This window comes from Segatella intestinalis (genome assembly GCF_029348455.1).
Taxonomy (GTDB): Bacteria; Bacteroidota; Bacteroidia; order Bacteroidales; family Bacteroidaceae; genus Prevotella.
Window position 1 is genome coordinate 152,882 of sequence record NZ_JARJVV010000004.1, and the last position, 14,949, is coordinate 167,830.

At 41.8% G+C, this 14,949-nt stretch carries 5 protein-coding genes; all 5 read left to right on the forward strand.

Annotated features, from left to right (window positions below):
- The first annotated feature begins 5 nt into the window (after positions 1 to 5).
- The 5 genes from pglX (P3T48_RS03840) to brxL are packed head-to-tail and all read left to right on the forward strand — an operon-like array spanning position 6 to position 14,841.
- Positions 6 to 3,629 (forward strand): BREX-1 system adenine-specific DNA-methyltransferase PglX, encoded by a 3,624-nt coding sequence (gene pglX / locus P3T48_RS03840; RefSeq protein WP_276505715.1) that lies wholly within the window; start codon positions 6 to 8, stop codon positions 3,627 to 3,629.
- A gap of 13 nt (positions 3,630 to 3,642) precedes the next feature.
- Positions 3,643 to 7,359 carry a BREX-1 system adenine-specific DNA-methyltransferase PglX gene (gene pglX / locus P3T48_RS03845; protein ID WP_276505716.1) on the forward strand — a complete coding sequence of 1,239 codons (3,717 nt, stop codon included), beginning with the start codon at positions 3,643 to 3,645 and terminating at the stop codon, positions 7,357 to 7,359.
- Between the two features lie 14 nt (positions 7,360 to 7,373).
- On the forward strand, positions 7,374 to 10,205 hold the full coding sequence (locus P3T48_RS03850) for an SIR2 family protein (RefSeq protein WP_276505717.1): 2,832 nt from the start codon (positions 7,374 to 7,376) through the stop codon (positions 10,203 to 10,205).
- A 4-nt stretch (positions 10,206 to 10,209) separates the two neighbouring features.
- Positions 10,210 to 12,750, forward strand: coding sequence for a PglZ domain-containing protein (locus tag P3T48_RS03855; RefSeq protein WP_276505718.1), 2,541 nt, complete (start codon positions 10,210 to 10,212; stop codon positions 12,748 to 12,750).
- A 12-nt stretch (positions 12,751 to 12,762) separates the two neighbouring features.
- On the forward strand, positions 12,763 to 14,841 hold the full coding sequence (gene brxL / locus P3T48_RS03860; RefSeq protein WP_276505719.1) for a BREX system Lon protease-like protein BrxL: 2,079 nt from the start codon (positions 12,763 to 12,765) through the stop codon (positions 14,839 to 14,841).
- Positions 14,842 to 14,949 lie beyond the last annotated feature (108 nt).

Here is a 14,949-nt window from a genome sequence, read left to right on the forward strand (position 1 = left end):
AAAGTATGGACACAAATAGAATCAAACGCTTCGCAACCGAAGCACGAAATATACTGAAAGCCGGCATTGCTGCCAAGATTACTACGCTTGGCTTCGACAAGAACGGCAATGTGGCAGAAGAGAACAAGCCTCAGCTGATGCAGGGCGGTTCTCTTTGGAATGATCAGTTACAGACTGAGGGCTTCTACTACCAGTGGATGTCCCTCTATAACCGTATTCAGCTGAAGGGTATCAGCGAGGTGTATGAGGAAGCAGCCTACACCTGGTTCAACCGTCTCTGCGCCATCCGAATCCTGCAGAAGAACAATCTCTGCAGTCCGGTTCTGGCGTATGCTGATGCGGCACGCACTCCCGTCATCGTGGATGAAGCCCGCCAGGGACGCATTCCACAGATGAAGGAAGAGTTGCGCCAGCGACTCGTGGAACTTCTCGATGACGACACCAAGGTGACAGAGCAGTTTGCCATCCTCATCACAGCCTGGTGCCACGACAACCCTATCATCAACCAGTGTTTCGGCAGCATTGCCGACTACACCGAGCTGCTTCTGCCAAACAATATCCTGGCAGAAGGCGGTTTCGTGGATATGCTGAACCATACTGAATTTATCACCGATGAAGACTTCCAGTCACCTGAGTTGATTGGATGGCTTTATCAGTTCTATATCTCTGAGCGCAAGGACGAGGTTTTTGCCAAGAAGGGCAAGTTCGAGGCTGATGAGATTCCTGCAGCCACCCAGATCTTCACCCCTAACTGGATTGTGAAATACATGGTGCAGAACACCGTGGGAAGAATCTATCTGGACAACAATCCATATGAGACCCAGCTGCAAAAGAAGTGGCAATATCTCGTTGAACCTTCAGAAAAACCGAACGATGAGACATTACTAAAATACAACGAGTTAACAGATTTAAAGGTTGCAGACTTAGCATGTGGTTCTGGCCATATACTCAACGAATGTTTCGACCTGCTCTATGACCTTTATATTGCCGAAGGCTATGGTCGTGGTGAGGCTGTGGAGAATATCTTCAGCCACAACCTTACGGGTATCGACCTCGACACCCGTGCCAAGCAGTTGAGCCAGTTTGCACTCCTGCTGAAGGCTTGCCAGAAAGATGCGACATTTGCCGATGCACATTGTCTGCCTAATGTGCTCACAATGCCTAAGCCATGGCACAAAGAGACGCAAGGTCCTATTCAAGACATGCTTTATATCTACTTCCAAGGCGAGGCTACCAACGAGCAGAAGGAAGAGATTGCAGCCTGCTTCGACCTGATGCAGGATGCAGATTCGCTTGGTTCTATCATGAAGTTCGACATCAGCGAGAGCACACGCCTGCTTATCAAGCAGACAACCGATTACTGGTGCAGTCAGGAGATTGTACCAGAGGAAGTGCGTACACAAATGCCAGCATTTAAACTGATTCTCGCTTTGACGGAGAAGTATCATGCGCTGGTGATGAATCCTCCGTATATGAAAGCAACAAACATGAACAATTGTCTAAAAAATTACGTCTTAGCACATTATGAATCAGGAGCAATGGATTTATACTCCACTTTCATGTTGGTTGCAATGAATAAAATATACAAGTATTGCAAGATTTCCATGATTGTTCAACCAACATGGCTAGTTAATTCATCTTTTACGTCTATAAGAACATATATGATGTCCAAATTTAATATAGATAGTTTGCTTCATATGGGTAGAGGTAATTTTGGAAATGATTGGGGATCTATTGCATTTACGTTATCAGAATCAGGCAATTCTGACTGTGGTCTATTTTTTAAATTGTATGAAAGAACGTTTTATAGAATTGAAACTGAACATATCAGCGTTTTGTTCCGTAAGGCAATGGAGAACCATGATTTCAGATTTAAATTTAAAGATTATTCTGCTACATCATTCATTCCTCAAAATACAATTGACGGTAATCGAATTGTGTATAATTGCACTAAAGACAAGTTCAAAAAGATTAAAAACTTTCCTTTTTGTTATACCTTTTCTGATGATATTATAGATATTATTAGCAGAACTAACATTGCGAAAAAATTTAATCCAGCAACAGGATTACAAACGGGAAACAACAATAGATTCATTAGAACTTGGTTTGAAACATCAAGCAACGATATGAATAGTAAATGGTTTCCTCTTGTAAATGGAGGTGATTATAGAAAATGGTATGGTAACTTTGTTGATTTGATTTATTGGCATAATAATGGTGAAGACATAAAAAACTGCAAAAGTTCTGTACTAAGGAATCAACAATATTATTTACATGCTGGAATTAGTTGGAATAGGATTGCTTCTAGAGGAATTACATTAAGAGCTTTTCCACAAGGATGCTTATTTGACCAAGCAGGCGATTCCATGTTCTCAGAAAATATGGATGAATTGTATATCTGCATGGCATATCTTAATACAAAGGTAGCTAAAACCTTCTTTGATATGCTTGCACCAACTATCAACCTTACTGCAGGAATGATTGGTCAATTACCATATAAAAATTTAGATAATTCCAATGATATACTTTTAAAGTGCAAAGATTGTATTGAAATTTCTAAACTTGACTGGGATGCCCACGAAACCTCCTGGGATTTCCAGCGCAACGAGCTTCTATCCACCAACACCTCCACCTACGAGGAGAACATCGATTACAAGATAGAGAAGCATTTCGAGGAGACGGGCGAACATATCAGCATCTCCCCTGCTGCCCCAAAGCTCAGCAGTCTGGAATGGCGCATGGAGCAATACAAGACGAAGTGGGAGCGCAAGTTCCTGCAGCTGCATAAGAACGAGGAAGAGCTCAACCGCCAGTTCATCGACATCTATGGCCTGCAAGACGAGCTGACTCCTGATGTTCCACTGAACGAAATCACTATTCTTCAGCAGGGAGAGATTGATGTAACAGATAATGGTATTATCTGGAACGAGGATGCAATGACCAAGCAACTCATCAGCTATGCTGTGGGCTGCATGCTTGGACGCTACCGCCTCGACAAGCCGGGACTCCACATCGCCCACCCTAACCCAACCGATGAGGAGATTGCTCCTTACGAATACAATGGTGAACAATGGGAAATAGATGACGACGGAATCATGCCGCTCATGCCAAACGACTGTGGCTTCTCCGACAACGCCTCAGCCCGCTTTGCCGATTTCATCCGTGTGGCATTGGGCAACGAGGAGCATGTGGCAAACCTGAACTACGTGGAGAAATGCCTCGGCAAGACCGTGGAGCAATACTTCGTAAAGGACTTCTGGAAAGACCACAAGAAGATGTATCAGAACCGTCCAATCTACTGGCTGTTCTCATCCAAGAAGGGTGCCTTTCAGGTCATCGCTTACATGCATCGCATGAATGCCTACTCCGCAGAGCGAGTAAGATCCAAGTATCTCCTCCCTTACATCGAACATCTGGAGTCAGAAATCGACAAGCTCGATGCTCGCCGTGCCGAACTCTCTACCAAAGAGTCCAAGCAACTGCAGGCTCTGCAGAAGCAACTCGACGAGTGCCGTGAATACCACGAGCGCCTGCAGGTAGTAGCAGAGCAAGCCATCAGCTTCGACCTCGACGACGGAGTGGTAGTGAACTACGCCAAGTTTGGTGATATATTACAGAAAATAAAATAATAAATTATCAAAAGTGGACACAAACAGAATCAAACGCTTCGCAACCGAAGCACGAAATATATTGAAAGCCGGTATCGCTGCCAAGATTACGACACTTGGCTTCGACAAGACCGGCAATGTTGCAGAAGAGAACAAGCCTCAGCTGATGCAGGGCGGTTCTCTCTGGAATGAACAGTTGCAGACAGAGGGCTTCTACTACCAGTGGATGTCCCTCTATAACCGTATTCAGCAGAAAGGTATCAACGAGGTGTATGAGGAAGCAGCCTACACCTGGTTCAATCGTCTCTGCGCCATCCGAATCCTGCAGAAGAACAATCTCTGCAGTCCGGTTCTGGCGTATGCTGATGCTGCACGCACTCCCGTCATCGTGGATGAAGCCCGACAGGGACGCATTCCGCAGATGAAGGAAGAGATGCGCCAGCGACTCGTGGAACTTCTCGATGACGACACCAAGGTGACAGAGCAGTTTGCCATCCTCATCACAGCCTGGTGCCACGACAACCCTATCATCAATCAGTGTTTCGGCAGTATTGCCGACTACACCGAGTTGCTCCTGCCAAACAATATTCTAGCAGCAGGCGGTTTTGTGGATATGCTTAACCATACAGAATTTATTACCGATGAAGACTTCCAGTCACCGGAGTTGATTGGATGGCTTTACCAGTTCTATATCTCTGAGCGCAAGGACGAGGTGTTTGCCAAGAAGGGCAAGTTCGAGGCTGATGAGATTCCTGCAGCCACCCAGATCTTCACCCCTAACTGGATTGTGAAGTACATGGTGCAGAACACACTGGGAAGAATCTATCTGGACAATAATCCATACGAGACTCAGCTGCAAAAGAAATGGCAGTATTTGGTTGAACCTTCAGAAAAGCCAAGCAATGATACTTTCTTGAAGTACAACGAATTAGAGAATTTGAAGGTGGCAGACCTCGCCTGCGGTTCCGGTCATATTCTCAACGAATGTTTCGACCTGCTCTATGACCTTTATATTGCCGAAGGCTATGGTCGTGGAGAGGCTGTGGAGAATATCTTCAGCCACAACCTTACGGGTATTGACCTCGACACTCGTGCCAAGCAGTTGAGCCAGTTTGCCCTCCTGCTGAAGGCTTGCCAGAAGGATGCAGCCTTTGCTGATGCACATATTCTTCCTCATGTGATGGATATGGCTCATGTAAGTCCGAAGATGGATGATAAAACTTTGTCTGAGGCTTGCCTGGAGTTTATGGGTGGTTATGAAGATGTGGCTGGCGAAATGCTGGCTGAGGATTTTGAACTTCTCAAAGAAGCAGAAGATCTGGGCAGCATCATGTGCTTTAACGACGACAAGGAATATTTGTCCATGCTCCGCCACCAGTATGCAGAATGGACAGAGAGTGGCACGGATGATTGTCCAGAGAACATCAAGCAACTACTTCCTGGTGTTCAGGTTATTCTCGCCCTTACAGAGAAATATCATGCACTGGTAATGAACCCTCCATACATGGGTGGAGGCAAGATGAACAGCGTATTGAGCAAGTATGTGAAGGACAACTATGAGGAGGCGAAAGCCGACCTCTTCTCTGTGTTCATGGACATGGGCATGAAACGATTGATCTTTGGTGGCAAGATGGCGCAAATCAACATGCAGAGCTGGATGTTCCTCTCTTCGTTCGAGAAGTTGCGTGACATTTTCTTGTACAATTATGTCATCGACAGCATGTTGCATCTCGGCCCTCGCACGTTCGACGAGTTGAGTGGCGAGGTGGTGCAGAACACAGCCTTTGTACTGACCAAGCCTCGTTTTTCCGAGTATGGAATGACGACAAGTCTTGAACTGGCTTCCAAACCGTTAGAAGAGCGAAAGAATATTGTTAACAAGTTGATGGAGGAAGTGGACTCTGGCGAATTCAAAAAGAATATCCGTGAAGCAAAAGGCATTTATTATCGCTTGGTGGATGGGAAGAACTGTGCCGATAAAGAGCAGATGTTCCTTGCAAATAAGGATAGAAATGAGGATGGTAACCGCATTTATTATCCTAATGTGGCACAGAAGAACTTTGAGAAAATTCCAGGAAGTCCGATTGGATATTGGGTGAGTGAGAAATTTATATCTAAATTTGAAGGCTCAAATTTAGGGGAGAATTCTATTGCACGATCTGGCTTTTCAACAGGAAACAATGACAGATACATTAGAAATTGGTATGAAATATCAAAATCTGAGGAAAAATTCGACTTTCCATCAATTAATGTTTATTCTTCTTCCAAAATTAAATATGTCCCATTCACGGCAGGAGGAGGCTACAGAAAATGGTATGGGAATTTATATTCCGTTGTAAATTGGTCAGATACAACTCAAATGCATCGTCCACGTACGACATATTCACAATTATATTTTCATGAAGCTCTAACATGGAATGAAGTTACTTCTAGTTCGTTTAGTGCAAGGTATTATCCACAAGGATTATTATTTGAGCATTCAGGTGTTAGCATGTTTCCAAATGAAAACAAATACTACTATCTTGGATTATTAAATACTCCTATACTTGCGAAATATTTAGCACTTATGAATCCAACCTTACATAATGGTGCCGAAGTTGTTTCTAAAGTTCCATTTATTTATGACTCACGAAGAAGTTTATATATATCAGATAATGTTCAACAGAATATCACTATCTCCCGCGCCGACTGGGACGCCCACGAAACCTCTTGGGATTTCCAGCGCAACGAGCTTCTATCTATCGACACCTCCACCTACATGGAGAACATCGATTACAAGATAGAGAAGCATTTCGAGGAGACGGGTGAACATATCAGCATCTCCCCTGCTGCCCCAAAGTTAGGCAGTCTGGAATGGCGCATGGAGCAATACAAGACGAAGTGGGAGCGCAAGTTCATGCAGCTGCATAAGAACGAGGAAGAGCTCAACCGCCAGTTTATCGACATCTATGGCCTGCAAGACGAGCTGACTCCTGACGTTCCACTGAACGAAATCACTATCCTTCAGCAGGGAGAGATTGATGTAACAGATAATGGTATTACCTGGAACGAGGATGCAATGACCAAGCAACTCATCAGCTATGCTGTGGGCTGCATGCTCGGACGCTACCGCCTCGACAAACCGGGACTCCACATCGCCCACCCTAACCCAACCGATGAGGAGATTGCTCCTTACGAATACAATGGTGAACAATGGGAAATAGATGACGACGGAATCATGCCGCTCATGCCAAACGACTGTGGCTTCTCTGACAACGCCTCAGCCCGCTTTGCCGATTTCATCCGTGTGGCATTGGGCAACGAGGAGCATGTGGCAAACCTGAACTACGTGGAAAAATGCCTGGGCAAGCCGCTGGAGCAATACTTCGTAAAGGACTTCTGGAAAGGCCATAAGAAGATGTATCAGAACCGCCCTATCTATTGGCTGTTCTCATCCAAGAAGGGCGCCTTCCAGGTCATCGCCTACATGCATCGCATGAATGCCTACACCGCAGAACGAGTGCGCTCGAAGTATCTCCTCCCTTACATCGAACACCTGGAGGCTGAAATCGACAAGCTCGATGCTCGCCGTGCCGAACTCTCTACCAAAGAGTCCAAGCAACTGCAGGCTCTGCAGAAGCAACTCGACGAGTGCCGTGAGTATCACGAGCGCCTGCAGGTAGTAGCTGAACAAGCCATCAGCTTCGACCTTGATGATGGTGTGGTAGTGAATTACGCCAAGTTCGGTGATATATTACAGAAAATTAAATAGACAGAAAATTAGTAATGGATAATCAGCAAATAGCAAATTTATTAAATATCCAAAGAGCAAGTCGTGAAAATCGATTGGTAATCTTTGTTGGTGCTGGAGTTTCTATGAACTCCAGCGTTCCTTCATGGAATCAACTGACCAATAGAATGAAGGCTGAGTTACCAAATGAGTTCTCGGAAGAAACTGACGCACTTAAAATTGCTCAGATTTATAAAGATTCCCGCGGACATAAAGAGTATATGGATAAAGTGAAAGATATTTTACTTTATAACAAAGCTGTACCAAATCCATTACATAAAAGTATATTAGCACTGAATCCATGTCATATAATTACAACAAACTATGACGACTTGATAGAGCAAGAACTTTCCAAGGATTTTTTACAGTATCATATAATACGAGAGGATAAGGACATACCACAAATGACATATCCTAATACTCTTGTAAAGATGCATGGGGATTATGTTACAGATAACATAGTACTCACAGAAGATGATTACTATAATTATAAGGAAAATTTTCCATTAACAAGGGCGTTTGTACAATCTTTGTTTGCAAGTAAATTGATATTATTTGTAGGTTTCTCTTTTGCAGATTTAAATCTTAAGTTTATTCTTAATGAACTTAAAAATATTCTTTCAGATAAAATGCAAAGACCATACCTGCTATCATGTGATGAGCCAAGCTATGCGACAAAACTTTATTTTGTAAAGAAAGGTGTTAATATAGTTTATATTTCTGAAGCTGATGTTGATTTGCTTAATGATGGTAAATACCAAAGCAAAGATTTAAGCGGAATAGGATTGCATACAGACAAACTTTTGTATGCAATCAAAAACTATAGTGCCATACCACAAGATAATTTGGCTTTATATCTCTATAATCGTATTGTACCATATATGAGTGAAATGCGCTCTTTTGGGGATGGGCTTCAATACTTTTTCCCGAAAATGAGATTACACTGGAACGCTCATTCTTCTGGTCTGCAAACATTTACTGATTATTTTAAGCAACTTGCAAAGGATTTAGCAACAAATGAAGCTAAAAGAAAATTTCTTAGAGAAAATCCCGCAATCAATTTGCGAACTCTTATGAAATTAGCGTATTATAACTATCTATTTGAAATAGATGGGCTTACCATTCTTGATGCAAAATTTATAGAGAATATAAAAGATTTCAAAGCCTCAACTCTTGATTATATCCATCAATTTGATTCTGCAAAAGTCAACCAGATTGTAAAAAAATTAAGAGTTAGACGGATTACTTACACTATAGAAGATTTAGAACTACCATACATATTATACACTCTTGGTGATGCGTATAGCGCCTATAAATTTTATGGTGATTTGCTTACAGAATACTGGAATAAGAAGAAATACATCTTATATTTCATTTGCAGACATAATATGTGGACAATTCGCTATTGTGTTTGTAACCAATTATGGCTTAATGATAAGTATGATGAAGATAAGGAAATAGAATTGGCATCAAGCACAAATCTTGATACCATATTGGCAAAACTGCCTATAGAGTCTGAGATAAAAATGATACTTCAAGATATGATTTCTTATAGGTCAATAGGAGACCGCACTCTTCATACTGTACATCTAAAAGAAGAAATTTATCAACAAAGAAAAAATGCAGAAAATGGTGGAGGTTCTATAAATAGCTTCATTCCAAATCTGATGTCTCAATTTTATAGAGAATCTTTGTTCTCATGGGCAAATTTCATTATATGGGACAATAACGCATATTTTAAGCAACTTAGTGAAAACAATGCTCTAGGCATATTGAATAGTTTCGCCACACCTTCTTCATCTATGTTTGGAGGGTATGGGCAAAATACCCGTATATGTGCACTTGATGCTTTTATGCTGGAATCATTAATATTTAGCATAGACCATAAAAGGTTAAGAGAAATTATAAAGGGCTATGATATAAAAACGTTGTCATTTAGTCAAAAAGGCGTGAATTATATTACTTCATGTCTTGATGGTTTATTAGAGAAAACAGAAAATATGTTTGTTGACGAAAAGTTGTTTTTCGCTTCACTGAACAACCTTTTGTTAATAATAAGCAAAGCTAAAGACGAACGAATTGATGCTGTAAAAATATATAATGTAGTAATTAAATATTTGAATAATAATAATTATAATAGACATTTTGAAAGCGACATCCTTATGTCAATTATAAAGAATTATGAACCAAATACTGACACTGCAAAACTATTAATTGTTAAATTGCTCAATTTCTCTTCGGAGTATAAGCAATATGCATATTGTATCTATAGTTTAGCAAAACGGCTCAAAAAGGAAAATCATAAATTGGAAACCTTTACTTTGAATGCTTTTGAGAGCAGAGATTTCTTGGGTGCAGAGATAAGTTACATATATCCACTTTTGCAAGGAGTTGAGCAGAAACGTGCTTTGACTTACTCTTTGGCAAGAATAGACAATTTGTATGATTACATCCATTTCATTAACTATAATGACATCAACGAATATTCAGTAGAACGTTTTAAATATTTGATGGAACAGAATAAATCTGAGTTAAGTTTAGATAGGATATGTTATATCTTAGCTGAACTAAGAAAGAAGCCGTTGTTTCATGAGATTCATACTTATATTGACGAGTTCGCAAAAAATAATGGATGCATGAATTTTTTCTTATCGCCGTATGATTACAAGCAGAATGAAAATGTTGAAGTTCCTTGGATTCTAACTTTTGACGAAGACAACCGTAAAAAGTTGTTTAAAAAGGAAGTATATAAGAACAAACTGAAACAGTATATTTGCGATCCTCTGGTTCAAGAGGGTGAGAAACAAAAATTATTGAAGTATTTATAAAGTTATGGTACAAGATAGAATATACAACTACTTTGAGCGCAATCCACAACTTCATGTGCTATTCATCTTCGACAGGATGAACATCATCCAGAACGAACTTGATGAGATGAAGGAGTGGAATGACGACTATATATATAAGGTGTTTGATGGTGCGTGGTTCAATGCCAAATATGCCATCGAGAACGATTGGAAGGACAAGCATGTGGTTCTGCTCTTCCCGGAACAGGTTTATCCACATACAGAGGAACAGCAGCTCAGTTTCCCCCTACTCGATATGCTGAAAGCCAACATGGAGTATAAGGAAGAAGACTATGCCAGTTTCATGCAGCAGTATAATCTTCCTGAAAAATTCCGTAGTTTCGTGAAGAAGAACATTGGCGAAATCATGTCGTCTAAGGTAAGCAACATCCTTAATGGACATATCGACAGTACATCGTTCAGCGAGGATATGGTTTGCCGTGCCTTCATTTCCAATTATCTTGGCGAGAAGAAGCTGCAGGAATGGGAACTGCTCATTATCAAGATGATTATTCTGGATGGAATAGCAGAAGAGAAGAAGCGTACTGACTTCTGGTATAAGCTCAGCAAGAATTTTGATGCTTCAAAGGCTTTATCAGAAAAGTTGGATAAGCTCTTTGGCTTAACTCCTAACTTTAACGCAGCCATCAAGATGAAAAACGTGGCTGAGAGTTTGAAGTACAATAGCATCACTCAGCTTTTAGACGCAGTACCGGGAGACACCTATAATCAGTACAAAATCAGCAATTCTGTAGTGCTTGACCAGGTGAACAAAATCTATGAGTTGGGTACACACGACCGACTACTGTCAGAGAAGTTTGCCCAGGCAATGAGTATTTTGGCAACAGACATTAAGGAAGAGGAAATCATCAATATCTATGGTATTGATGCCAACTACTACTATCTTACAGAGTCACTCTGCTGGCCAATACTCAAAGAGATTGTAGAAGAAAAGCTGATGGCAGACCCAGAGCAGGTAAATGACCGCATGCGTGAGTTGTCTTTGAAGCTTCCTGTAGATAGTGACATTCAGATTGCAATCCGATTCATAGAGCAGTCGGCTTTATACTATGCTCAGGTAAGAGGTCTTGGAACGCTGAAACTCAATAGTACCAAGGAGTATGTTGAGAAATATACAGAAGAGTTCTATCTTATAGATCTCTACTATCGTCGTACACTTGAAGCATACCACGAACTCATCACAAAGGAGAATCCTATCGGACAGACATTTAATGATGCCAAGCATCAGCTGGATTTGGAATATGCCAAGATTACTAATGTACTAAACCTCGAATGGCTGACATGCGTCGGGGAAAAGGGTGCCTGGTTTACTGAAACCGGATTAAAGCGTCAAGAGGATTTCTACAAGAACGAGTCAGATACCAGTGTGAAGCAGGTTGTCATCGTATGTGATGCGCTTAGATATGAGGTAGCAAAGGAACTGATGCAGGAACTGGCCAAAGAGAAGCATATTGCAACGATAGATGCATACCAGGCAATGCTCCCTACGGAAACCAAGTATTGCAAGCCTGCCCTCCTCCCTCATCACTTGCTGGAGTTGAATGGCACAGACATGATGGTGGATGGAACATTGCTGACAACTACAGAACAGAGGACTGCACATTTGGGAAAATATCGGGAAGGAGCCATCTGTACACGCTATGAAGACGTGATGAATGGCGACGCACAATCCATGCGTGAACTCTTCAAACGTTCATTGGTGTATATATTCTATGATACAATAGATGAAGCCGGTCATTCACAAAGTCCGTTCGAGGTAATCAGTGCTTGCAGAAAAGCCATTGAGCAACTGACTGTACTGGTAAAACGTCTGCATGCAACATGGAATGTAACAAATGTACTTCTTACAGCAGATCATGGCTTCCTCTATAATGACATGAAGTTTGAAGATAAGGACAAACATAGCATTACAGACTCTGCTATAGAGAAAAAGACAAGATATTATCTTACAGATAGCAACGATACTTTTGAGGATATTGTAAAATTCCCTCTTGACAAGGTATCTTCTATCAAGAGTACCACGCCTTTGCAGGTTGTAGTACCTATCGGAACTAATCGTCTGGCTGCACCAGGTGGCTACAACTTTGCTCATGGTGGCGCTTCACTCCAGGAAATGATTATTCCAATTATTAAGAGCGTGCGTAAGAAAACGAACAAGACTGAAAAGGTGGGCGTAGCTCTGATGAGTCGCAACCTGAATATGGTGAGTAGCCGCCTGAAGTTCCAGATGATACAGTCGGAAGCAGTAAGCATGACCGTGATGGAACGCAAGGTGGTTTGCTGTATTTATAATGGTGACGATCCTGTAACCCAGGAGAAGGAAGTGACACTGAATAGCACTGATGCAACGAACTTGAACAATCGCGTGTTTGAAGTGACACTCAATCTGAATAAATCTGTCAATGCAAGTATGTTACAGCTTAGAATCTACGATGTGGATGACAAACTGAACCCACTTGTGCGTGAGACAGTGAAGAACAATACAATGATAGAACAAGATTTTTAAGGAATACTGCATATGGATTTACAACAGAAAGTAATGAATGCCTTCATAGGCAAAGTGGTAAGAAAGGATTTGGCTTTCCTCGTGAAGGGAGGTCTGCCTGTTCCTACATACGTGTTGGAATACCTGCTGGGGCAGTATTGCGCCAGTGATGATGAAGAAATCATCAACGAAGGTTTGGAAAAGGTGAAGCAAGTTATCCAAAACAACTATGTTCACCGTGCTGAAGCAGAATCGGTAAAAGGTATCATACGTGAGAACGGCAGACATCGCATCATCGACAAAGTGACCGTTGTGCTCAACGAGAAAAACGATGAGTACCAGGCAACATTTGCCAATCTGGGATTGACAGGTGTGCCTATCGGTACAGACTACGTGCGTAAGAACCCCAAACTGCTTAGTGGCAATGGCGTTTGGTGTATTGTTACCATTGGCTATATCAGTGGTGAAAGCGTCAAGGTGAGATGGGAAATCCAGACATTGAAGCCTATCCAGATTTCAAATATCGACCTGCAGGAATATATCGACCAACGTAAAAACTTCACTACAGAGGAGTGGATTGACTTTCTGATGCACACAGTGGGTCTGAACCCTGAGGCAATGAACCGCCGTGAGAAGTTCATCACTTTGGCTCGTCTTCTCCCTCATGTTGAGAACAACTTCAATTTCATAGAATTGGGTCCAAAGGGAACAGGTAAGTCTCATGTGTTCCAGGAACTGTCTCCTTATGGCGTACTTGTCAGCGGTGGTGACGTAACCTCAGCCCGACTTTTCGTGAAAATCCAGGGAAACAAGGAGATTCTCGGATTGGTAGGCTATTGGGATGTAGTGGCATGGGACGAGTTTGAGCAGCAGAAAGGCCGTAATGTGGATGCTGTGCTCATCGACACGATGCAGAACTATCTTGCCAACAAGTCGTTCAACCGTGGTAAGGGAACCCATGAGGCGAGTGCATCTATGTCTTTTGTCGGTAATACCAAGCATACTGTTCCATACATGCTGAAGAACAGCCATCTGTTTGAGAGCATTCCTACATCATTCATCAAGGGTGCGTTCCTCGACCGAATCCATCTCTACAATCCAGGTTGGGAAATCAAGATGTTGAAGAAGAACAGTTTTTCCAAGGGATATGGTCTTATTACTGACTACATTGCTGCCGTACTTCACGAAATGCGCAATGATGACAGAACTGCAGTGCTGAATGACTATGCGAAGTTTGACGGTTCACTTTCTGAGCGTGACCATCTTGCTATACGCAAGACTTTCTCTGGTATGATGAAACTCATCTATCCCGATGGTAAGATGACTGACCAAGAGGCTTATGAGTTGGTTGACTTTGCTGCCGAAGGGCGTAAACGTGTGAAGGATCAGCTCTATGTGATTGATGAAACTTTCATGGCAGAGCCAGCAAAGTTCAAGTACATCAACTTGAAAACAGGTTTCGAAGTGAGCATAGAGACATTGGAACGAGTAAGCAATCAGGTAGTAGAACATACTACGACTGAAGATAATACAGAAGAAGCTGAATCTTCTACAGAAAACAATGAGATATCTACTGTAGTTGCCAATGCAGAGGGAGGTTCGGATCAGCATCCGACCAAACGTCCACGCATTCCTATTCTACAAGAAAAGAGTATGTCATTCAGAATGGGACAAACAGGCGTAAGTTATGAGAAGTTATTTGCACCTTATATGAGAGAAGCAAAGGAAATAACCGTTGAAGATCCATATATACGTGCTTCATGGCAAATCAAGAACTTCATGGAGTTTGCTCTGATGCTTATCAACACACGTCCTGTGGATGACTTGAAACTGAACCTTTTCACTAATGAAGAGGAAGACAAGATACCAGACTTGATTGACAAGCTTGATGACATCAAGGATGACCTTGCTTCTTATGGCATTGAGTTTACATACAAGTTCAGAGACTTCCATGACAGATGTATCAAAACAGATACAGGATGGACAATTACACTTGGACGTGGTCTTGACATGTTTGAAAAGTATAGTCCCTACTCTATTGCATCATCAAAACAGGACATGCGCAAGTGTAAGGAGTTTACTGCGACATTCATGAAGACTAAACATGCGTAACACAATATCAGAGCAGCCACGGTATTCAATGAATACCAAAAGGCTGCCCTAATTGTAATTTATAGAACTGATAAGGTAGAGTTCTCTGGAGGAAATTTAATTTTAATC